Here is a 21,788-nt window from a genome sequence, read left to right on the forward strand (position 1 = left end):
TACGGGTAATACAAATAAAAAATTCAAGATTCCGTTGTCCTTGTGAGATTGATGTGTTAGCAATGCAAGGAACGGTCAGGTGCAACTGATTTCCACAGGTTCAGAGATCAGTTATGGTTCGTTATCCGGTTTCCTCGGTGGGCAGGTTCGTCTTTGTGGTATCCTGTTTTTTGATCCTTTTTTATGCCCACTGTGAAAGCAAGAATCTCCGGATAACGATTTATTATTTTCACAGACCACCCTTCTATGTCCGAGGCGAAAAAGTACCCGGTGGTTTTCTCATGAATTTTACCGTGCATATTTTGAAACAATCGGGGATAGATGCAAAACTTGAGGAGCAAAGTCCAAAGCGAATCTTGAGGTTACTGCTCAGCGAGCCGAATGCCTGCTCCGTTGGATGGTTTAAAACGCCGGATAGAGAGAAACTTTACAAATTCATCGGCCCCTTTTATGTAAGCCCACCGCCGGTTTTGCTGGTCCCGGGAGAATCCCAGTACCACACGAAAATTACCCGCAGAGAATTTGAAGCCCTTGCAGCCTCAGGTAAGCTTACCACCCGCTGTGGTTTTTCCTATGGGGCAACCATTGACGAAATTATTGCAGAATATCCTTCCGTCACCTGTCTTCATGCGCCCACGGCATCCCTCGTAAGGATGCTTGCAACTGGACGCATCGGATCTCTGCTGATAGACTCCGAAGAGTTGGGTTTCCTTATCCTCAATGATCCGTCGTTGAAAAATCGAGTGAAACCTGTGTATCTCGACAATTTCGTGCCTTCAAATCCCCGGTACATGATGTGTAGCAGAAAGGCAGACCCGGTTATCCTTCGTGCTATAGATCGTAAACTCGCAGAGGTGGTTCCGTGGCTGAGGAAGGAACGAAACGAGTGATGATGGAGCATGGCTTGCGGGAAAAAGGTTATCGTCAAAAAAAGCTGGCATCCTCTCTTGTGATGCTCTGCGTCACAATTATGCTGACCGCGGTGATGATGAGTCTATTGATAGTTGGCATTCTGAGCGTCAATTTCATAAAACACGAGAACATGGAAGAAGCCGATGAATACCTCAACTATCTTGTAAATGCTCTTAAAGTGCCTTTGTGGAGACTTGATACCGAGACGACCAGAGACATCTGTGATTCCCTGCTTTCTGCTGAGTATCTGGTTTACATCGAAGTAAAGGATGATCTTGGAAATACCATATGCAAGCATGATAAGAAGGCCGCACATTTCGTTATTGAGCGAGGCAGTTCCGTTTATTACAACTCTGTACCCGTTGGATCACTTCTGTTCAGGATATCCTACGCATATGAAATTATGACCTTTATGGCGTGGCTGGGGGCAGCCATTCTTTTCGTCTGTCTGGGTCTTACAGCCGTGGTTTTTACCGTTTATTTCTTCGTTCAAAGAAACATCGCAAAGCCGCTGGGAGAACTTCTTGAGTATATGCGAATGATTTCGGAGGGACGCTATGAAATCCCTGCCGCTCCTTTTAAGTACGAGGAGTTCGCAACCATAATGGACTTTATGACCGAGATGGCCTCGAGGATAAAAGCCAGAGAACATTCTTTGAAGGAAATTACCGATAGGCTTCGTCGTGAGGTAAAACTTCGGGGCAAGGCTCTGGAGGCCCTCAGGGAGAGTGAAGAGAAATTTCGAGCTGTTATGTATGCCGCAGGAGACGGGGTTGTCATCGCCCGTTCTGATGGGCGTATCGAGTATGTGAACAGAGCTGCAGAGGTTATCTTCGAAATGAAGTCGGAGGATCTTGTGGGATCCTGCGTGTGCGATCTGTTCCCGGAAATAAGTCGTGAGAAACTCCGCGATTATGTCTGCTCTGATAAGACCGACTTTGATCAACCCCTCGAGTTAACCCTCTGGAGTGGCGATAAAAAGCGCCTTGATCTTGAAATAACCGTTTCCAAAGCTTTGTACGGTCAGGAAGACGAAGATGGTCGGGTTATTATGATCATCCGGGATATTTCTCTGAGAAGGCGGATGGAGAAAGAACGGGAAGAAATGAGGGATCACATTCACAGGTTGCAGAAAATTGAAGCGATAGCCACCCTTGCCGCCGGGATTGCCCACGATTTTAACAATGTTCTTACGGTAATCATGGGCTTTACGGAACTTGCAAAGTCCGCCTGTAAGGACGGTGAGATTTGTGGTTACCTTGAACAGATAGAAAGGGCGGGAACCTCGGCCCGCGATCTGGTAAAGCAGATTCTTTCCATAAGCCGTCCCGGGCCGTCCACTTTATCCGATATCGATCTAAAACCCTTTGTCAAGGAAACGGTAAAGTTTATCAGGTCAATCATACCCTCCACCATTCAGGTAGAACTCAACATGGAGGATGATGGGCTCGTCATACGCGGCGATCCCTCAAAGATTCAGCAGGTTATCATAAATCTCTGCACAAATGCCGTTCAGGCAATGGAGGGCATGGACGAAGGAATATTGAAAATTAATCTCTATAGACAAAATTTGTCGGCTCCTACGAAATGTGCATCCGGATTCCTTCCCCCTGGTGAATACGTATGCATTGAAATTGCAGATACCGGCCCGGGTATTCCTTCTGAAATAATGGACAAGATTTTCGATCCCTACTTCACAACCAAAAAATCTACCGGCGGCACCGGCTTGGGCCTTGCCGTAGTTAGAAGCATAGTTTCGGGACATAGAGGAGACATTGCCGTGGAGAGCACGCCCGGAAGGGGTACGGTTTTCAGGGTGTTCTTGCCACGCGCAGCCGATGGAGACGATAAGTTGACAAGTTGGGATAGGGTATATGAAGCTCCGGGTAAGGGTCGAGGTCAGCTTGTGGTCTTCGTTGATGATGATCCTCTCATCGTGGATATGGCGAAAAGGGCCCTGGAGTCATGGGGCTATAATGTTAAGGCCTTTACCGATTCTGAAAAGGCTCAGCAATACATCGGTAAGAATATAGGGGAAGTCAGCGTCCTGGTGACCGACATAACGATGCCCGGGATACCGGGACACAGACTTCTTGAATACGCAAAGGAACTGAAGCCCGACTTACCCGTCATAGTGTGCACCGGATATGTCGGAAGTCCTTTTGAAAAATACCTGAAAAAGCACAGGGACTTAAAATTAGTGTACAAGCCTTACACAATAGAAAGTCTCGCCGGAGCCCTCTCTGAGGTTCTTAATAAACTAGCGCCCTGATAGAATGCAGCTTTCCTCTCCTGCGGCTTCGGTGGAAAAGGATGATATTATGGGCTCAAGGTCCATGTTTCGGAGGGAGTCTATTATGGCATTGGCCCTCTCTTCAAGCTCCTGCACGACCTCGGTAACGCTTTTCAGGTAGGAAAGAACTCTTCGAATGTGCTGACCGTGAGTTATTTCTATCGGTGCGTATTCAAGAAAGGTCAGAATTTCTTCTAGTATTTCGGTGTTTTCAGGTGAAAACTCCGAGTAAGCCAGACGACTCCAGGTCTCCTTTACCTCCTCGGGAATGTGATTCAGCCTGGATATTATACTTTCATCCAGTCCGTACCAGATGGCTTCTTTAAGGCTCTGTAGAAGTTTCCGCACTTCCTCGGCCCGGTCGGACCACAGAGGTGTGGCTTCGAAGATGGCTTCCCATAATGGCTCAATCTGCCTCAGGATCCATTCACGGCCGTTGCTGGGATGAAGCCCCAGTTGCTGAAAGTCCTTTTGTTTTCTCAGAAGCGTATGAGCCGTTACCTTGAGATCCATGTGACCGTCCAGCTGATCCAGCCTGGAGACAAGTATTTGATGGAGGCGTTCCATAATTTTGTCTTTGGTCATAAGCTCCGGAAGCTGTTGGGATATGTAATGCTCCCACTGCTGTCGGAGAAGTGCGATCTCTGCGTTTATGGCCGATGCGATGAAGCCCAATTTCATGATGGGGTTTCTTAACTGATGCGCCAGTTCATTGCAGCTTTCCAGCCTCTTTCTTTCGAAAGACCTTCTCACTTCGCAGAAAGCCTCACGCAGATGGAGTGACAATATGTCTGAGCCCAGCACCCTGGCGAGCCGCTTTACAAGCTTAGTCGATTTGTCGCCCCGCCGTATGGTGTTGGGAAGGAAGTGAATTTTTATAACGGCCACGACGGCGTATTCCGTGTCCTGCCATATGGGTTTACCGTCCCAGGTAAGCGGGTACTCAAGCATGTCGGAGGAGCCGTAGATGTCGGCTTTTCTGACAAGCACGGGTTCCATGTGGTGGTAATCTTCCAGTTCTCCCACGAGCTGTTTTCTTACACTTCGGGTATCCTCGGCGGGATTGTCGGCAGTCCAGCTCCTCTGACGCTCCACGCACCACGCCATCGCCTCAAGAGGCCGTCCCGGCTCGTCTCTGTACTGGAGCCAGGTTTTGCCGGGGAAGTTATAGTCTGAATGTTCCGGAAGCCCCCAGCGGATTTCGTCTCCTTCGGTGTCTCTTACGCCAGAGGTGATGCGAATCGCCCTGAGTTCCGGAAGAGGCCCGATGAGATATATGGTTCCCTTTATGGCGTGATCGAGGCAGGCAAGGATGGTTTCGATTATTTCCTTGCAGCTCTTCTCGAGGACCTCTTCTTGAGTAATCCTCATGCTTGTATCCTTACCGTGCAGTAACATTCATCCTTTCCGGTTCATCCGGAAAGAGGCTACTACACTACTTTTTTTATCGGCAGTAATCAACAATTTCGTTAACAAACAACCCTTTTTCCTTCACTGAAGAAAAGAGCAACATCCGTGCCATTAATTCAGGAACAGCCCCTGATCGAAGACTCCAACCCAATCATACACTACACCTTTCGCCCTCCGATTGCAACCGAAAACCTTCTTCAACCCCGCCTTCGAAAGCTCTTAAATTCATATCGACTAACCTTTCCGGCAGCAGAGAAAAAAGAGCCTGCTCGAGATGCTTTCTCTCTAAAGGCAACAACCCGAGACCGAAGAGAACACCCACCAGGACGATGTTTACGGCTCTCTCCGACCCCGCTTTTAGAGCAATTTCCCTGGCGTCTGTTACATATACACGGCAAAGGTTTTTCTTTAGCTCCGAAACCATATAATCGATGTCGGGATAGGTTGCTTCACCCCGGCTTACGGAAAAAGGGGGAATGGGCACGGAATTTACGACCGCCACCGTCTTCTCGTGACATCTCGGTAAAGCCCTCAGAGCTTCAAGGGGTTCCATTGCAACCAGAATGTCCGCCTCGCCCTGACCTATAACGGGACTCCATCTTTTTCCCAGAACGACGGAAGATTCTACCACTCCCCCACGCTGAGCCATGCCGTGAACTTCACTCATCGAAACGGGAGTATCTGCAAGTAATGCGGCCTCCCCGATCATCCTCGTGGCAAGGAGTATCCCCTGACCTCCAACACCCGTAAAGAAAAGTCTGAGTTTCTCGTTTTTCATGATTCTTTGCTCCTCCCGTCAATTTTTTGAGGCCTTATGGAAGTGCAGATCTGAGCACAGACCGCACAGCCGATGCAGAGAAAGCGATCAATGTGGACTTTACCTTCCCGGGCCACAAAAGCGGGGCAGGCAAGCTCTTCGAGACAGCGGGCGCAACCGTCACAGGTTTCATCTACTTTGAAGTAAACCCTTTGAGGTTGCTTTGTTACTCTGCGGGCCAGTAAAGGACAGGGGCTTCTTGCTATAAGTACATAGACTCCGGGGGATTCGATCAGTGCCTTTTTTAGATCTTCAATAGTCTGCAGGGTTTTTTTGACCTGCAGAGGATTAACAACTTCCACGCCTTTGACACCGCAGGATTTGACGATCTCTTCAATTTTTAACTTCGGCTCCTGAATCCCTTCCGGTGTCATGGATGCACCTGGATGAGGCTGATGACCCGTCATTGCCGTTGTGCTGTTGTCCAGAATTACCAGAAGGAGCCTGTGGTTATTGTAAACGGAGTTTATGAGACCGGGGATGCCGGCATGGAAGAAGGTGGAGTCACCTATAAATGCGACAACCGGTCGATTCTGGGCTATGCTGAATCCGCCCGCCGTGGAAACGCTGGAGCCCATGCACAGCAGAAAATCGGCCATTTTAAGCGGCGGTAATAGCCCAAGTGTGTAACAGCCGATGTCCGTAGGATAGATAGCATCATCACCAAAGACCTGTTTTATTGCATAGTAGGTAGCCCTGTGAGGGCAACCGGGACAGAGATTGGGCGGACGCTGAGGCAGGGGAGGGACGGAAAAAACTTTCCCTTCCGGTTTTGGGATCCGGGCAAATTCTGCAATGGCGGATCTAACGACCGGCACATTCAGCTCAAAGGCTCTCGGAATTAGCGACTTGCCCTCTATTTCTCTGATTTTTTTTGATTGCCCGTACTTCTGAGCGCAAACACGAACCATGTCTTCAAGGTAGGGTTCCAGTTCTTCTACCACAAGAACCCTGTCAACCTTCGAAAGAAAGTCAGCTACGAATTTTTCCGGAAAGGGGGAAGTCATACCAAGCTTGGCAATGTTAATCTTGTCGTCGAGTCCGAGTTCCTGCAGGGCGTCCTTTACGTAGAGATAGGAGACTCCTCCGGTGATTATTCCGAGGTTCCTTTCCCCGTTCTTGGCTTCCTCCACTAAGTTAAATTCGCAACCTTCAGAGACCTTTTCGAGCCCTGACCACTTTTCCAGGAGTTGCAGACGGAGTTCGCGGCCCACCATAGGCACAACGACATACTTCATGGGATTCTTTTCGAAGTGTCCCCGGGGGGTATTTCGGGAAGCAATAGAGCCCACTTTTACGACGCCCCGGGCATGGCTTACCCTTGTGGTAGTACGAAGCAGGCAGGGTATGCCGAACTTCTCAGAAAGTTCAAAACCGTATCGCGTCATCCGGTAAGCTTCGTCCGGCGTTGACGGCTCCAGCATGGGGACCAGCGCCATCCTGGCATACCATCGGTTATCCTGCTCGTTCTGGCTTGAATGTAGAGACGGGTCGTCGGCGGTTACGATTACCATACCGGCTCTAACGCCGACGTAGGCGAGGGTCATAAAAGCGTCTGCCGCAACGTTCAGGCCAACATGCTTCATTGAAACGAGGCTTCTGAGGCCGGATACGGCAACCGCTGCCGCCGCTTCCACGGAGACCTTTTCGTTTACGGCGTATTCAACCCTGATACCGGAGGCTTCCCTCAGTCGATACATCGTGTCGATTATTTCCGACGATGGAGTGCCGGGATAAGCGGTCGCGTAACTCACACCGCTTTCCAGCGCTCCCCTGACGATTGCTTCGTTACCCAGAAGAAAAAGCTTTGCTTTCTCGGCCGTTAAAAGTCTTTCCATTCCGTGCTCCCCATCTGGACATTTCCCTTTCAGTTCGGCTTCCTAAGACCCGAAGGCTTCTATACATTTTTCTTTTGCTCTTGTAAAAGCCTCGTGGAATTCTCTGGTAAGCCTTCGGTAGTTTTCGGATTTTTCAGGGATTATCCTTACGGCCGTTCCGCTTATCTTACGGCGGGACAGCTTTTCTGTAATATCGCGACTGATCTTTTCTAAAGCTCCCTGCAGTCGGGATTCATAGTGGTGGACGAGGGCTTCCAGTTCTTCTACGTGATGTTTCCCTTTTTGGGCTGTGAGGCTTTTCAGGAGACTCAGCGCCTTTGTCGCCAGCTTTTCGTCCGTCTTTTCCAGGATGGAAACGATAAGTTTATTTTTTGCGTTTTCTCTTATTGCTTCAGGAAGCTCTTCAAGGGCTTTTTTTACTTCTTCTTCTTTCATCAAACCATCCAGATACTTCTGTGCAACCCCGGGAATTTTCTCCAGGTGCTCGCGATATTCCATTTCTTTCTTTTCTCTGTCGGTCATAACGAGATGCCTGGTTCGTTCCATCGCCAGTTCGATGGTGCTCTTTATTTCTGCCATGGCCTTTTGCCCTCCTTTCGATGCAGGAAAGTTCTTGCCCTTTTCAATCGCTTAGTGTGAAAAAGAATCGGAAAGAACTCAAGAATAATCGTTGACGGGAATCGATAATGAAATCCCAGCTTCTGGTATCGTGCCGTGGGCTTTACAAACGCTATCGGAGCAGTGAATGGGTTTTTGAGGATGCTTGGGTGGATGTGAAGCAGGGGGACTTTCTTTTTTTGCTCGGGGCCAGTGGCTCCGGCAAGACGACCTTCATTCAAATCGTCGCCGGTGAACTGCCCTATGACCGGGGGGTTGTTGAGGTAAACGGAAAAGATATAAAATCTTACGGATCTTCCGGGCTCTATCGGTGGAAAAGGAAGATAGGCATCGTATTTCAGGACTTTCGGCTTCTGGGTGATAATACGGTTTTTGAAAACATAGCTCTTCCCTTAATTCTTATGGGTTATTCCCGCCCGGACATAGAAAGAAGGGTGAATGCCGCCGTAAGGCTTCTCAAGCTTCAGGGAAAGGAAGATGTTTTGTGTAAAACCCTTTCGGGTGGTGAACAGCAGCGTGTGGCAATTGCAAGGGCAATCGTTCATAGCCCGGGAATGATTCTGGCCGACGAGCCGACGGGCAATCTGGACGACCTGCATACTTCAATTATATTCGATATTCTGAAGTCTTTGCACTCCAGAGGGATAACCGTTGTTATAGCCACTCATGATAAAAGACTCCCTTTGCTCATATCTAATGCCCGGGTAATCATGATAAAAAAACGACGGTTTGTGGAGGTGGTGCCGGTTCTGAGAAAAGATATGTCCGGTCTTGCTTCTTCGGAGTGAACGGTGCAGGCAAGGTTCGTACTGTTGTGGGTTTTAAGAGAGGTTAAAGCTTCCTGGCCTTATTTCCTTGCCACGGTGCTGTGCGTGGGCTGGGCTGTTTTCCTGGGTTCTGTTGCGCTTCAGGGTAGAGAAATCTGGCGGTGTATTACCCCTTCCTGGGCTTCACAAACGACGACGATAGTTCTTATGAAACCCGGGGTGGAAGATGGTGTCATCGATAAAATCCGACAGAGCCTGGAAGCATCTCCTTGGGTCGAATCTTTTGAAGTGTTTCAGGGGGAGAAGGCCCTGTTGGATTTCAGGGCGCGGAATCCCGACCTGGCGCATATTGTTGAAGATCTGGATCCTGCTTACATTCCGGTCTATTTCAGGATAATAACTGCGGAAAAGTGTCTGGCCGATTTTGTCCGGTGTGAGGAGTTTCTTAAATCCCTGGGCTCTATGGAAGTGGTGGATCGTTTGTATTCCGGCTTCCTGCTGGCCGGGCGGGTATTTCGATGGTTCGACCATGCCGGAAAGGTTCTGCTCTTTTTTGCCGTAATCTTCCTGATTCTGGGGTTGCTCATTGCGGTGCTGCTTATACGGTTAACCTGTGAGGCCCGTAGTCGTGAACTGTATCTCTGGGAGACGCTGGGTGCGTCCCCTCAGATGATTAAAATTCCCTTTTTGATCTATTCCAGTTTTGCAATATTCTTGGGAATTGTTACGGCCTGGGTGATATTTGGGTTTGCAGGGTTTTTTGTGCCTTCCGGTGAGGGTAGTTGCTTGCCCGCAAAGTTATCAAAGTGTTCGGGTCTGCTGTTGCCGGGACTGCTTGTGTGGGCATTAACCCTTGTGGTTGTAGATGTTACCCTGCGTTCCATGCGCAGAAAAAGAAAGTGGGACGCAAGGTAGAGGATAGTTGCTTTAGAGTCTGCGGGAGAGCGTTGCGGTGGCGCAGTTTTTTGCAAAAATCCTGAGAAATACCGTGATTTTCGCGACACCGGTGGTAATCGTCCTGGTTGCATCCATTGTCCGGGCTGACACCACACGGGAAATTCGAAGCCTCGATGCCCGGATGGATAAAGTGGCTCAGACCCTTGCGGTTATCGATGGGGAAAGGCACAGGCTTGAGGAGCGACTTGAGGAGCTTCAAAGCGAGCAGGTCGACATTGAGAAGTTTATCTCGGAAGAATACGCAAATGTTGTGCGAAGCATGGTTTCCATTGGGTACATAAACGAGCTTCTGGACGGTGTGGGCGCCCATAACCTGGTGATGGCTCCGGAACTGTGGAGCCTTGAAATAATGCAGAAATCCTTAATTCGCGAAAGATCCTTAAGAATTGCGGCCATGAAACAAAAACTTCTGCGGCTCAGGGCGATTCGTAAAGAAATCGAGCAACACATTACAGAACTCAAAAGGAGCAGGAAAAATTATGAAGCTTTGCTCCAGAAGCTGAAGATCCTCAGAGCAGAGAAGGTAAAAGCCCTGGAGCTTGTAAAGTTCGAAAAAAATGTCGTACCATCACTTTTACCCGATTCGGATGGTTTGAGCGTGAAATCAAAGCCTGCCGATTTTCGAGGAGAGGCGGTGCTTAAAGACATGAAAGGCAGGCTGGAACTTCCGGTGGTTGGAACTGTGGTCATCGGGTCTTCGGAAAAAAAGAATACTCCGTTGCCGATATTGCGCTATAATAGAGGCGTTTTTATCAGGGCAAAACCGGGCGAACTGGTGAGATCTGTTGCCGCAGGAAGGGTTGTCTTCGCCCGCTGGTTTAGAGATTTAGGCAGAATGGTCATAATAGACCATGGTGAACATTTTTTTAGCGTGTACGCTCTGTTGGGGTCTTTTTTAAAAGGTGAAGGGGATCGGGTCTTAAAAGGAGAACCCATTGGTAAGGTCGGTCCTCCGGAGTTGGCCTCCCAGCCCGGTATTTATTTTGAATGGAGAAAAAACGGCAGGTCTCTTGCGATAAAGGAATGGTTTCTGATTTCAAAAAAATAGGGGGAGAAGATTTGAGATGTTTCTGCGAAAAGCCTCATTAAAAAGAACACCTTTCTACGCTTTTGTCTCGGGAGTTATCTTTCTGGTTTTTATGGCAAGCCTCATAGGCTATTGTGCCGGCAGAGACCAGCGGTCTTCAGAAGACGATATTTTTTCGCAGTTGAAGCTCTTTACGGATGTGATGGACCTCGTGCAGGAGCAATATGTGGAAGAAGTGGAGCCTTCAAGGCTCATACAGGGTGCCATAAAAGGAATGCTTCAGGAACTGGATCCCCATTCTGCTTTTATGACTCCCGACGAGTACAGGGAACTTCAGGTTGAGACGACCGGTGAATTCGGCGGTATAGGCATAGAAATTACCATAAGGGACGGCATTCTGACCGTGGTGGCACCTCTCGAGGGTACACCTGCGGATAAGGCAGGGATTCAGCCCAATGATCAGATAATTCGTATTGACGGAGAACCTACTAAAGATATGAGCCTTATGGAGGCCGTTAAGAGGCTGAGGGGAAAAGAGGGAACAAAGGTGACCATTACGATTCTCCGTGAAGGGGTGGCGAGGCCCTTTGATGTGGAACTCGTGAGGGACATAATCCGTGTCAGGAGCATCAAGTACGTGACCCTCGAACCGGGCTTCGGCTACGTGCGCATAACCAGTTTCCAGAGTGATACCTCGAGTGAGCTGGAAAAAGCACTTGAGAAACTCGAGGAAGAAAACAAACCTCTGAAGGGGCTTATTCTGGATCTCCGCAACAATCCCGGTGGTCTGCTCGATCAGGCCGTGAGGGTAAGCGATGAATTTCTGGACGAAGGGCTTATCGTTTACACCAAAGGAAGACACTCTCAACAGACGATGCGTTTTGAGGCCCATAAGAACGGTCGTCCTCATAAATACCCGATTGTGGTTCTCGTAAACGGTGGAAGCGCAAGCGCTTCTGAGATTGTTGCCGGGGCTCTGCAGGATCACAAAAGAGCGATCATAGTGGGTGAGCCGACCTTCGGTAAGGGTTCTGTGCAAACGGTAATTCCCTTGAAGGACGGTAGCGCCGTGCGTTTGACCACCGCTCTGTACTATACGCCAAAAGGCAGGCTGATACAGGCAAAGGGTATCGAACCCGATATTCTGGTCAGGCGGGAATTTCGGCGGGCTCAAGCGGAAAAATCCGAAAGAGAAGGATTTTCCATCAGGGAAAAAGATCTTCCAGGGCACATGGAAATTCAGGAGGACGGAGACACAGAGCAGGACAGGAATGCCAGAAGGAAGGTCGGAGGTGATTCCAGAATGCTGGAAGCACTACAGGGAGACAATCAGGTTCAGCGGGCACTCGATCTTCTGAAAGGTATCTCCATTCTTGCAAAAACTCTGAATTACTGAAGCAGTCACCGAAAAGGAGGCCCGGGTAGGGATGTAAACGATCGATTGCGGTTAATCCTTACCCGGGAGTTTTAAACTACTCTTTTGCAATGAGCAGGCCTTTGACTCTGTGCAGTCCTATGAGGTTGCAACGGCAGATACTTTCGCTTCATAAGTTGCCTGTAGATATCGATGTGTTTTTCCGCCGTCACGGTCCAGCTGGTTTTCAGTACAAAAGGAACGAGAAGCCTTTTGATCTTTCTTGATATGCTTGTGTAGTTTTCTCGCAGTAGGCAAAAAGCACTCATAAGACCATCCAGATCCCCCGGGGCAAAAGAAAGCTCGGGGAAGAACTCGGTGTACTCAACTAGCCGTGGAACTCTGGATGCCAGGATCGGTTTTAAACTTCCCATGGCGAGATGAAGGACACCGCTTACTCCGACATGCCCGGGCCACTCTTTGTAAGGCAGAAGAATTGCGTCGGCTGCGGCCAGGTACCGCAGTAGCTCTTTTCGGTCTAGAAAATTCCGGGCGAAATACACTTTCTCACTGTTTTTACTCACTTCTGCAACGGATTGTTGAAGTAGCTTCAATTCACTGTCTGAAGCCTGAAATTTTCCCGCAACTATTATGATTGTGTCGGGGAATTCGTAGCTTATCGCCTGTGCTATATTGAGCAGATCCGTTATGCCTTTATCCCACCTCAGAAATCCCGGTATCACAACGACAAAAACTTTATTTAAGTCAATCTTTGCCCCGATGATAAATTTGAAAACGTCCCTGTTTTTTCTGAAGCGATTTATATACGTGCCATGAGGTACCATAAATATCTTTCTCAGGTCGGATCCCTGTTGCCACAATTCGTATTCTGCAAGGCTGCTGTGTACGAATATCCCGTCGGCCAGCTCTATCATTTCTTTCTGAAGAGTTCGTAAGGATTGGTCAGGGTGGAGCGAGTGAATTGGTGTGTGCAGTGTTATACACAGGAGTTGCGACAGCTTTTGTGCCCGATGCAAAAAATCCAGTATTGCTTTTTCTTTACCGAATATTGCGTATTCATGCTGAATGTGGATAACGTCGTAAGGGGCATTGAAGGCTATGGTTTCGATCATTTGTGAATAATCAGGTGCACCCGGTCTGAAACAGGGTATCACCTTTATCCTTCTTTTGGAAGCCTGAGGTAAACAATTGTGGGGTGCGAAAATATATAGTGAATCTGTTCTTTCCTGCATCTTATTTATGAGAAAGTGGCAATACTCTGCTATTCCGCATTCGTAGGGCGGAAACGTTGAAATGATTGCCACCTTCATTTTAAACCTCCGAGAATAGTTCTTACAAAATTGTCGGGAGTAAGCGGTGAGACGCTTTTTCTGACCTTATCGTTTACTTTAAACCATTCAGACGGGGTCATCTTCAGGACCTCTGTTAACATTCGGATAAAGGCGTAATCACTTCGGGCAATGAATTGGTTTGCTATGTCCTTGAGTCCCGTTGGATACCTGACCACCGCAGGTACCCCTCGGGCCATTGCTTCACAGGGCGAAATGCCGAAGTGTTCTCCTATTCTGGGGTGAGCGTAAACTCTGGCGGTTCCGTAGAGATTGAAAAGCTCCTCATCTGAGGGCGATTCCACAATGCGCACCCCTTCGGTTTCTTCGGCCATATTCTTTATTTCTCGGTAATATTCTTCGTGACGTGGATCCGGGAATCCCGCAAGAACCAGTTCAGCTTCTGGTATATCTTCTCTTATTCGATCCAGTGCAAATATGAGAAAATCCTGACGCTTCAGCGGGGTAAACCTTCCGGTTGAAAGAATGACAGGGGGTGGAAATGCTCTCACAGGTGAGTCATCGGCAAAGAAGCGTTTTTCCAGAGGTGGGTGAGCAACGATTGACTCTCTTCCCCACACAAGCCTGACGGCCATAGCCGTTCTTCTGGAGTTTACGAAGATTCTGTCAATCAGCTTTAGCTCTTCGGGATAACACAGCAGAAACCTGCCTCTTTTTTCATACTCGTGAATGTTCTCTTCTTCTGCTTCCTCTTCGAGTGGAAAGTGAACGTACATGGCAATTCTGGCTTTATCGCGAAGGCCTTTTGCATAGCTTGTTTCGGATATCGTGAGAAATATCCAGTCCGGACGAATTTTATCGGCTATACGGACGACTTCGGCAGGTTCCGGGGCTGTTATAACGTCGGGAAACCAATCACCCGTGGCCGCGAAAGAAACCAGGTGAGCTTGAACACCTAGATCCTTTAACCCTTCGTAGAGAATTTTTGTGAGTCTTTCGGAACCCCCTTTTACGTCCAGATGAGGATGAAAGATCAATACGCGCATCTTTCATACCTCCCCTGTGACGTAAGGCTACTTATAAAGTAAGGTCTGTGAATTAAATATCAAGTAGCTTGCTCGGTTATGTATATTTTGTTGACGGAAGAGGTGAATTTTGCTAGCAAGTGTAGGCGGTTGAAGTGATTGAAGAAGGCGTGGAAATGGTGAATAGCAGGAAAGCACGTCATACCGGTAACTGGTGGCGCTGGTGGTGGAGTGGGCCGGGGGTGAGGTCTGCCCACCGCTAGGTTCCCGGCGAAGGGATTAAAAAGGCCGTGGGCGGCTCACCCGCTCACGGCCTTTTTGTTTTTAAAATTTCATAACGGGAGATGACCTGGTGTCCGAAAGAAAGATACTGCTGGGTAATGAGGCCATTGCCTATGCTCTTGTTGCCTCCGGGTGCCATGTGGTGGCTTCTTATCCCGGAACGCCTGCATCGGAAATTCTTCAAAGCATTCTCAATTTAAAACAAAAGCACGGAATAGGAGACCTCTACGCCGAGTGGTCGATTAACGAAAAGGTTGCCTTTGAAACCGCCCTTGCAGCAGCCTATTCCGGCCTGAGGGCTGCCGCTTCGATGAAGCAGGTCGGGCTCAATGTAGCCTCCGATGCCCTTATGAGCGCCGCATACACCGGGGTTGCCGGTGGTTTTATAGTCATTTCTGCCGATGACCCGGGGCCTCATAGCTCTCAGACGGAACAGGATAGCCGCTTCTTCGCAATGTTTGCAAAAATACCGGTCTTCGACCCCTCGTCTCCTCATGAGGCCACAGAGTGCATTGCATCGGCCTTTGAGCTTTCCGAAAGATACCAGATCCCCGTTATGGTCCGTCCGACCACGAGAGTCTGCCACGCAAGGCAGGATGTGCCTCTTCCGGGTTTTAAAAGGCTTAAAAGAGAACCCCGTTTTGAAAAAAATCCTCAAAGATGGGCGGCAACGCCTAAGTTCCGTTACCTTTTGCATAAAAAGCTCAATGAAAAGATGGAAAACATTTCCCGGGAAAATTTAATTTCTCTCCCTGAGAACCCAAAACCGGCCTGTGTGATTGCAAGCGGTGTTGTTTGGGCTCACCTGAGAGAAATAGTTGAAGATCTCAACTTAACGGACAGGCTGGACCTTGTCAAAATTACCATGGCTTATCCCATTTCTCAGTCCTTTCTGAGGGAAATTCAGAACCGGTATGAACGGATCCTCGTCCTTGAAGAAACCTATCCTGTTATAGAAGTACAGTTTCCCTGTAGAGATCGGGTTTCGGGAAGACTGGACGGAACGGTACCCTCTGAGGGAGAGCTACTTCCCGAGAAAGTAGAAGAAATTGTTCGCAGGTGGTGCGATCTGACGCCGTCTCCTTCATTCCATTTGCCATCAAAAAAACAGGATCGTCGGCCGACGCTCTGCCCCGGTTGTGGTCACAGGCCCGTGTTCTTCGCAATAAGAAAGGTCTTTCCCGGGGGGATCTATCCCGGCGATATAGGTTGCTACACTCTGGGCTTAAATCTCGGAGCTGTGGATACCGTGCTTTGCATGGGGGCTTCCGTTGCCCAGGCGGCGGGTTTTTCCCGTGTGTTTTCACTCTTCGGTGATCAGAAAGAGGGCGTTCCCGTAATTGCAACCATCGGTGATTCGACCTTCTTTCATGCGGGCATTCCTCCTTTAATAAACGCCGTGTCCGGGGGAGCAAGGTTTATTCTGGTGATTGTGGACAACGGAACCACTGCCATGACGGGCCATCAACCGACTCCGGACATTTCCATTGAAAGGATGGTCGAAGCCTGCGGGGTTGGTTTCATCAGGGTTGTCGATCCTTACGAGCTCTCGGAACTGATGGAGGCTCTGAAGGAGGCGGGGAAATATGCCTTTGAAGACGAACTGGGTGTGGCAGTGGTGATAGCCCGAAGGCCCTGTATTATGAACAGAAAACAGGATCGAGGTTTTGATCCCGTCGTAGTGGAAGTTACCGATGAATGTACGGGATGTCAGCTTTGTGTGGATCGTTTTGAATGTCCGGCAATTCTATCGAGGGGAAAGAAGGAGAAGGTAGAGATCGATCGGGTTCTTTGCACCGGTTGTGGGGTATGTGTGCAGGTTTGCCCTTATGGAGGGCTCAGAGTTGCGGGTCTTGATGAGGTGTAATTCAACGACTTCAGGAGTCCGGGATATATGAGAAATCAGATCGTTCTGAGCGGTCTCGGAGGGCAGGGAGTATTATTTGCAACGAAGGTTCTGGCCCTGGTGGCCACCGGGATGGGGCTTGGTGTTCTTATTTCTGAGACTCACGGAATGGCCCAGCGGGGAGGAAATGTTATCAGTCATCTTAAGGTGTTTTCGCGGGATGAGCCCTTTTACGGTCCTCTGGTCAGGCCGGGAAAAGCAGATGTCTTGCTGGCTTTTCATCGTGAAGGTCTGGATGTTCACGGTTATTTCCTTAAGCCCGGAGGTACGGCGGTATGCAATGCTAAAGACGGTGAGTTTAAAGGGCTCGATCTCGAGGAGTGGAAGGGCAGAACTTTGCGTTTTGTGGATGCCACGGCGGTGGCCTTGAAGCTCGGAAATCCGGTGCTGTCAAACATCGTTCTTCTGGGGTTTGCGGTTGCAGAGGGTTTTCTTTTCGGTGACAGGGGTCTATTTGAAAAGGTTCTCGAGGGAATCGGCGGCCCTGATGCCGGGAAGAACCTGGAAGCCTTTTATGCCGGTTTGGAACTGGCTTCGGGGAGGTAGCAGGTGCTGGCACAGCAAATACCCCAGTACATAGTTTCGGGGCTTACGAGCGGAAGTATCTACGCCCTGGTGGCCCTGGGGTTCTGCTTGATTCATAATGCCACCAGGATTGTTAACTTTGCTCAGGGCGAGTTTGTAATGCTGGGCGCCCTTGCCACTGTTTCACTCGTTGCCGACCTTGGTCTGCCCCTCTGGTTTGGAGCTGCTGTCTCCGTTGCGATGGTTACTCTTGTGGGAGTTTTTCTCGACAGGGGACTGATCCGCAGGGCCAGAACTACTGCTCCCATCGTTTTCATCATGATAACGGTGGGTGCCTCCATCGCCCTTCAGGGTACCGGTATGATAATCTGGGGTAAGGATGCAAGGACTCTTCCTCCCATCGGCGGTTATCGATACATAAGATTTGGATCGGCCTCTATAATTCCCCAAACCCTTGTGATAATCGGCGTCGTGGCCTGCCTGCTTCTTGGGCTTTACCTTTTTCTGCACAGACACAGAATAGGCAGGGCTATACGGGCTGTGGCGGACAATCCCGAAGGAGCACTTCTCGTGGGTATACCGGTGGGGAGGCTCGTCGCCCTGTCTTTTGGTATGAGCGGGGCTCTGGGGGCTCTGGCCGGCATTCTGGTGACTCCTCTGACCACCATGAGCTATCAGAGCGGCCTGATGCTGGGGCTTAAAGGCTTTTCTGCGGCGGTACTCGGCGGTTTCGGATCGCTTCCGGGTGCCGTTGCCGGTGGATTCATACTGGGGATGCTGGAAGCCTTTGGCTCCGGATTGCTTTCGTCTACCTATAAGGACGCCATAGCATTTATGGTGCTGGTTATGATCCTTTTCTGCAAACCCGACGGTCTTTTCGGTTCTGTTCGCTTAAGACGAGCATGAACTATGAGAGTGGAAAAAAAGACCGCAATATATTTCCCGGCCTTGATATGCCTATCACTTTCCGGACTATTTTTGCCGTCCTTTATAAAGAACGATTACCTTTTCGTGATTCTAAATGTGGTGGCCTTTAATGGGATTGCCGTCACGGGGTTGAATCTTCTTTACGATGCCACGGGTCAGGTTTCTCTGGGACATGCCGTTTTTTACGGACTCGGGGCTTATACAACTGCCGTTCTTTCTGTTACCTTTGGGCTTCCCTTATGGACGGCCTGGATGGGTTCCGTTGCGATGGTTCTGGTTTCTTCCTTTATTCTTGCCTTTCCCACCTTGAGGCTCCACGGCCACTATATGGTCATGGCAACGCTGGGGTGCAATATAATTCTGACCGTGATCCTTAACCAGTGGGAATCCCTTACGGGAGGACCTTCGGGATTTCCGGGAATTCCCGAACTCTCTGCAGGCTTTGTAGAACTGTCGACCGACAGGGGTTTTTTCAGGCTGGCGTGGATTGCACTTCTGGGTTTCGCTTTCGCTACGGTGGCTCTTCAGAAAAGTGGCGTGGGAAAGATATTCAGGGCCATACGGCAAAACGAAATTGCGACGGAGTGCTGTGGTACAAACACAACGGGATACAAGATCTTTGCCTTCGTTCTGAGTGCACTCTACGCAGGCATTGCGGGAATTCTTTACGCTCACTACATGTCCTTTATAAGCCCGAAGACCTTCGGAGTTTTTCGATCCCTGGAATGGGTTACCATGGCAGTTGTGGGCGGGATGGGAAACGTTCTGGGGGGTATTCTCGGAGCTTTTGTGCTTACCCTTCTGCCCGAGCTTCTTCACGCTCTTGAGGAGTTGCAGGTTCTTTTCTACGGCATAGTTCTGATGTCTGTGCTCATTCTCTGCCCTCAGGGGATGGTGCCAGCGATTCGCTCTCTTGTGGATCGCTTTTCTGCTCTTACCGAAACGGAGGCGTGTGGAGACAAAAGCTTAAAGAAAAAGACTCTTCGTGGTGCCACTCCCGTTAGAGCCGGGCGTAATTGCGGAAAACTCCGTATTGAAGGCCTGTCGGTAAATTTCGGCGGGCTTCAGGCTCTTTCGTCCGTAAGTGTTACCTTTGATCCCGGCCGTATTCATGCCGTGATCGGTCCCAACGGTGCGGGCAAAACGACTCTTTTCAATGCAGTGTGCGGGATTGTAAAGCCCCGATCGGGAAAGATTTTTCTGGGCGATCTGGAGATTACCGGATTTTCGCCGCATAAAATTGCCCTTTCGGGAATAGGGCGAACCTTTCAGGTGCCCCAGCTTTATTCTGAATTCTCGGTGCGGGACCATGTCTTTGTGGGGATGTGTGTCGGAAGGCTTCCCCTGAACGGGATGATTGGCGATGATGTGGATGAGGTCCTGCGGTTTTTCGATTTGCTGGAGCTTTCCGAGCTGAAGGTCGGTGAGGTTTCACTCTTCGACAAAAAGCGCATTGAGCTGGCCAGGGCTCTGGCTGCAAACCCTGCGTACATCCTGGTTGATGAGCCCGGAGGCGGCCTTAACGAAGAGGAAAAAGAGGCCGTTGCCCGATATCTTTTTGCCCTGACAAAGGTTGGGGTTACCCCCATCGTCGTGGATCATCACATGGATCTTGTAATGAACGTTGCCGAAAGGGTTGTTGTTCTCCATCAGGGGCAGATCATCGCCGACGGGACGCCCGATGAGATCGTTGAAAATCCCCGTGTTGCCGATGCCTATCTGGGTTCGCGGCAGAAGGTTCTGTCAGGGGGACGGGTGGAACGAGGTTGCGAAGGGTGCGGCAATGCTTGAAGTATGCGGCCTTTCGTGCGGGTACGGTGGAACCGGAGGAAGGGTTCTCAACGGGATTGACCTGGATGTGAAGGCCGGAGAGATCGTCGTGATTCTGGGAAGTAACGGTGCAGGAAAGAGCACTCTGCTCAGAGCCGTTATCGGGCTCATCAGGCCTGTACACGGCGAAATCCGGTTCAGGGGGCGCAGGATTAACGAAGAGAGCACTGACAGGATTACTTCCATGGGATTGGTTCTGGTTCCCGAAAATAGAGCCCTTTTCGGGACCATGAGCGTTCAGGAAAACCTGGAACTGGGAGGGTATCTCAGGGATAAGGCCGAAGTGAACGAAACTCTGGAGATGGTCTATGGGCTTTTTCCGGTCCTGCGGGAGCGGAAACGTCAGAGTGCCGCAACCTTAAGCGGCGGGGAACAGCAGATGCTTGCAATCGGTCGGGCACTTATGACTCGACCTTCGCTTCTCATGCTTGATGAGCCTTCTCTGGGGCTTGCGCCTCTCGTGGTTGACGAAATATACCGAACCCTTGTGGAACTTAACAGTAAAAGGGCTCTTACTCTTCTTGTCGTGGAGCAGGACGTATCGAGAGCTCTGGACGTGGCCGATAGGATCTACGTTATGGAGAACGGACGGGTTGTTTTCCGGGGGAAGCCTGAAGAACTTACAGGTACGGACATATTGAAACGTGCATATTTCGGAAGCAGGAAGGAGAAAAGGGGATGATGCCGGCAAGCTTTATGCCCACCTTTACGACTCAGGAAGAGCTCGAAGCAATACAGCTTAAGGGGCTTAAGTGGACCGTACAACACGCCTATTACAACTCACCCTTTTACCGAAGACGCTTTGACGAGCATGGAGTTAAGCCGGAAGATATCAAATCTCTTGACGATCTGAAACGACTTCCTTTTACGACGGCCGATGATCTTCAGGCGGGTTATCCCTTTCCTTTAAGGGCGGTTCCCTTTGAAAAGATCGTCAGGATCCATGCTTCTTCGGGTACTACGGGAAAGCGGAAGATTATGTGCTACACTCAGAAAGACATCGACGACTGGGCGCTGATGTTTGCCCGTTGCTTCGAAATGGCCGGTTTGACCCGGGAAGATAGGGTGCAGATTGCAGTTGGTTACGGCTTATGGACGGCCGGCGTGGGGTTCCAGCTCGGTTGCGAACGTTTCGGAGCCATGGCGGTTCCTGTTGGGCCTTCCAGTTCGGAAATTCACTGTCAGATGCTGGTGGACCTTCAGACGACCGTGTTCTGCTCCACCGCCTCTATGGCCCTGCTCATTGCAGAGGAAATAGAGCGCAGGGGGATCAGGGATAAAATTGCCCTCAAGAAGATAATCTTCGGTGCCGAAAGGCACAGCAGGCGCATGAGGCAGCGAATTCAGGAACTCACCGGTGCGGAGCACCTTTTTGACATACCCGGAATGACGGAGCTATACGGACCGGGTACGGGGCTTGAATGCATGGCCCATCAGGGAATTCACTACTGGGCGGATTTTTACATCTTGGAGATTCTCGATCCCGAAACCCTTGAACCTGTGCCTCCCGGTGAAATCGGGGAGATGGTGGTAACCACACTTCGCAAAGAGGGCGCTCCTTTAATTCGCTACCGCACCCGTGATCTGACCCGCCTTATTCCCGAACCCTGTCCCTGCGGCAATCCCCTGCCCAGACATGACCATCTGCTGGGCCGTTCCGATGACATGTTCATTTTCAGGGCCGTTAACATCTATCCCGGCCAGATTGACTATGTCCTGTCCCAGATTCCCGGAATCGGCAGTGAATATCAGGTACATCTTTATCATCGAGAGGACGGGCGTGATGTGATGGTTATAAAGGTGGAAAGGGCAATGGGAGCGGGTCCGGAAGGGGATGCGGAGCTTGCGGAAAAGATTGCTCAGGCCATACGCCGGCATATTCTCGTTCGGGCGTCCGTTGAGATAGTGGATTATGGAACCCTTCCAAGGACAGACCGTAAAAGCAAAAGAGTTTTTGATCATCGTAACATGAACGGGTAACCGCAGGAGG

The 21,788-nt window shown here is 49.9% G+C and carries 18 protein-coding genes; 12 read left to right on the forward strand and 6 right to left on the reverse strand.

The genetic code is table 11. The features are described 5' to 3' along the window. Nucleotides 1-113: 113 nt before the first annotated feature. Entirely contained in the window at nt 114-890 is a 777-nt protein-coding gene (locus tag BM091_RS07945; RefSeq protein WP_093394821.1) for a substrate-binding periplasmic protein, read from the forward strand. Next, nucleotides 863-3,184, forward strand: coding sequence for a hybrid sensor histidine kinase/response regulator (locus BM091_RS07950; protein ID WP_143083122.1), 2,322 nt, complete (start codon nt 863-865; stop codon nt 3,182-3,184). The genes BM091_RS07945 and BM091_RS07950 overlap by 28 nt, the downstream gene beginning before the upstream one ends. Here the strand turns inward: BM091_RS07950 and BM091_RS07955 are convergent. The 4 genes from BM091_RS07955 to BM091_RS07970 all read right to left on the reverse strand — a co-directional run bounded on the left by BM091_RS07955 (nt 3,173) and on the right by BM091_RS07970 (nt 7,849). Then, nucleotides 3,173-4,576: a hypothetical protein gene (locus BM091_RS07955; RefSeq protein ID WP_177193584.1), complete on the reverse strand. Its 1,404-nt coding sequence runs from the start codon at nt 4,574-4,576 to the stop codon at nt 3,173-3,175. The two genes, BM091_RS07950 and BM091_RS07955, sit on opposite strands and share 12 nt — an antisense overlap. 190 nt (nt 4,577-4,766) lie before the next feature. Continuing rightward, complete coding sequence (locus BM091_RS07960) at nt 4,767-5,393, reverse strand: indolepyruvate oxidoreductase subunit beta (RefSeq protein ID WP_093394825.1); 627 nt, start codon at nt 5,391-5,393, stop codon at nt 4,767-4,769. Further along, nucleotides 5,390-7,270, reverse strand: a complete 1,881-nt coding sequence (iorA, locus tag BM091_RS07965) for an indolepyruvate ferredoxin oxidoreductase subunit alpha (RefSeq protein WP_093394826.1) — start codon at nt 7,268-7,270, stop codon at nt 5,390-5,392. Before iorA ends, BM091_RS07960 begins: the two co-directional genes overlap by 4 nt. Nucleotides 7,271-7,312: 42 nt before the next feature. Further along, nucleotides 7,313-7,849, reverse strand: coding sequence for a hypothetical protein (locus BM091_RS07970; RefSeq protein ID WP_093394828.1), 537 nt, complete (start codon nt 7,847-7,849; stop codon nt 7,313-7,315). 107 nt (nt 7,850-7,956) lie between these two features. Here BM091_RS07970 and BM091_RS07975 point away from each other — a divergent pair, with 107 nt between their 5' ends. Genes BM091_RS07975 through BM091_RS07990 form a run of 4 tightly spaced genes read left to right on the forward strand, consistent with a single transcriptional unit; the run spans nt 7,957 to nt 12,035 of the window. Beyond that, complete coding sequence (locus BM091_RS07975; RefSeq protein WP_093394829.1) at nt 7,957-8,676, forward strand: cell division ATP-binding protein FtsE; 720 nt, start codon at nt 7,957-7,959, stop codon at nt 8,674-8,676. 3 nt (nt 8,677-8,679) lie between these two features. Next, complete coding sequence (locus BM091_RS07980; RefSeq protein WP_093394831.1) at nt 8,680-9,570, forward strand: cell division protein FtsX; 891 nt, start codon at nt 8,680-8,682, stop codon at nt 9,568-9,570. A gap of 37 nt (nt 9,571-9,607) precedes the next feature. Beyond that, a complete protein-coding gene (locus tag BM091_RS07985; protein ID WP_093394832.1) occupies nt 9,608-10,660 on the forward strand; it encodes a murein hydrolase activator EnvC family protein in 1,053 nt (350 codons plus the stop codon). A 16-nt stretch (nt 10,661-10,676) separates the two neighbouring features. Next, nucleotides 10,677-12,035, forward strand: coding sequence for a S41 family peptidase (locus tag BM091_RS07990; RefSeq protein ID WP_245735309.1), 1,359 nt, complete (start codon nt 10,677-10,679; stop codon nt 12,033-12,035). A gap of 71 nt (nt 12,036-12,106) precedes the next feature. Here the strand turns inward: BM091_RS07990 and BM091_RS07995 are convergent, their stop codons facing one another. Together BM091_RS07995 and BM091_RS08000 are read right to left on the reverse strand one after the other, a co-directional pair. Continuing rightward, nucleotides 12,107-13,324, reverse strand: coding sequence for a glycosyltransferase (locus BM091_RS07995; RefSeq protein WP_093394834.1), 1,218 nt, complete (start codon nt 13,322-13,324; stop codon nt 12,107-12,109). Further along, entirely contained in the window at nt 13,321-14,349 is a 1,029-nt protein-coding gene (locus BM091_RS08000) for a glycosyltransferase family 4 protein (protein ID WP_093394835.1), read from the reverse strand. The genes BM091_RS07995 and BM091_RS08000 overlap by 4 nt, the downstream gene beginning before the upstream one ends. 331 nt (nt 14,350-14,680) lie before the next feature. On the opposite strand from BM091_RS08000, the gene BM091_RS08005 reads away from it, so the two are divergent. The 6 genes from BM091_RS08005 to BM091_RS08030 are packed head-to-tail and all read left to right on the forward strand — an operon-like array spanning nt 14,681 to nt 21,778. Next, the gene (locus BM091_RS08005; protein ID WP_093394837.1) at nt 14,681-16,477 is read left to right on the forward strand and encodes a thiamine pyrophosphate-dependent enzyme; all 1,797 of its coding nucleotides are present in this window, start codon (nt 14,681-14,683) and stop codon (nt 16,475-16,477) included. Nucleotides 16,478-16,504: 27 nt separating this feature from the next. Then, the gene (locus BM091_RS08010; protein WP_093394838.1) at nt 16,505-17,062 is read left to right on the forward strand and encodes a 2-oxoacid:acceptor oxidoreductase family protein; all 558 of its coding nucleotides are present in this window, start codon (nt 16,505-16,507) and stop codon (nt 17,060-17,062) included. 3 nt (nt 17,063-17,065) lie between these two features. After that, nucleotides 17,066-17,947, forward strand: coding sequence for a branched-chain amino acid ABC transporter permease (locus BM091_RS08015; RefSeq protein WP_093394840.1), 882 nt, complete (start codon nt 17,066-17,068; stop codon nt 17,945-17,947). Between the two features lie 3 nt (nt 17,948-17,950). After that, complete coding sequence (locus BM091_RS08020; RefSeq protein WP_093394842.1) at nt 17,951-19,759, forward strand: branched-chain amino acid ABC transporter ATP-binding protein/permease; 1,809 nt, start codon at nt 17,951-17,953, stop codon at nt 19,757-19,759. Next, nucleotides 19,752-20,480: an ABC transporter ATP-binding protein gene (locus tag BM091_RS08025; RefSeq protein WP_093394843.1), complete on the forward strand. Its 729-nt coding sequence runs from the start codon at nt 19,752-19,754 to the stop codon at nt 20,478-20,480. Before BM091_RS08020 ends, BM091_RS08025 begins: the two co-directional genes overlap by 8 nt. After that, on the forward strand, nt 20,480-21,778 hold the full coding sequence (locus BM091_RS08030; RefSeq protein WP_093394892.1) for an AMP-binding protein: 1,299 nt from the start codon (nt 20,480-20,482) through the stop codon (nt 21,776-21,778). Before BM091_RS08025 ends, BM091_RS08030 begins: the two co-directional genes overlap by 1 nt. Nucleotides 21,779-21,788: the final 10 nt, after the last annotated feature.

Origin of the sequence: Thermodesulforhabdus norvegica (genome assembly GCF_900114975.1) — a bacterium.
In the GTDB taxonomy this organism is placed as follows: domain Bacteria; phylum Desulfobacterota; class Syntrophobacteria; order Syntrophobacterales; family Thermodesulforhabdaceae; genus Thermodesulforhabdus; species Thermodesulforhabdus norvegica.

Excerpts from the sequence above, each read along its gene's own strand:
- BM091_RS07970 (WP_093394828.1), bottom strand. The coding sequence starts at position 7,849 with ATGGCAGAAATAAAGAGCACCATCGAACTGGCGATGGAACGAACCAGG.
- BM091_RS07990 (WP_245735309.1), top strand. The coding sequence starts at position 10,677 with ATGTTTCTGCGAAAAGCCTCATTAAAAAGAACACCTTTCTACGCTTTT.
- BM091_RS08020 (WP_093394842.1), top strand. The coding sequence starts at position 17,951 with ATGAGAGTGGAAAAAAAGACCGCAATATATTTCCCGGCCTTGATATGC.
- BM091_RS08000 (WP_093394835.1), bottom strand. The coding sequence starts at position 14,349 with ATGCGCGTATTGATCTTTCATCCTCATCTGGACGTAAAAGGGGGTTCC.
- BM091_RS07955 (WP_177193584.1), bottom strand. The coding sequence starts at position 4,576 with ATGAGGATTACTCAAGAAGAGGTCCTCGAGAAGAGCTGCAAGGAAATA.
- iorA (WP_093394826.1), bottom strand. The coding sequence starts at position 7,270 with ATGGAAAGACTTTTAACGGCCGAGAAAGCAAAGCTTTTTCTTCTGGGT.
- BM091_RS07995 (WP_093394834.1), bottom strand. The coding sequence starts at position 13,324 with ATGAAGGTGGCAATCATTTCAACGTTTCCGCCCTACGAATGCGGAATA.
- BM091_RS08010 (WP_093394838.1), top strand. The coding sequence starts at position 16,505 with ATGAGAAATCAGATCGTTCTGAGCGGTCTCGGAGGGCAGGGAGTATTA.
- BM091_RS08030 (WP_093394892.1), top strand. The coding sequence starts at position 20,480 with ATGCCGGCAAGCTTTATGCCCACCTTTACGACTCAGGAAGAGCTCGAA.
- BM091_RS07975 (WP_093394829.1), top strand. The coding sequence starts at position 7,957 with ATGAAATCCCAGCTTCTGGTATCGTGCCGTGGGCTTTACAAACGCTAT.
- BM091_RS08025 (WP_093394843.1), top strand. The coding sequence starts at position 19,752 with ATGCTTGAAGTATGCGGCCTTTCGTGCGGGTACGGTGGAACCGGAGGA.
- BM091_RS07960 (WP_093394825.1), bottom strand. The coding sequence starts at position 5,393 with ATGAAAAACGAGAAACTCAGACTTTTCTTTACGGGTGTTGGAGGTCAG.
- BM091_RS07945 (WP_093394821.1), top strand. The coding sequence starts at position 114 with ATGGTTCGTTATCCGGTTTCCTCGGTGGGCAGGTTCGTCTTTGTGGTA.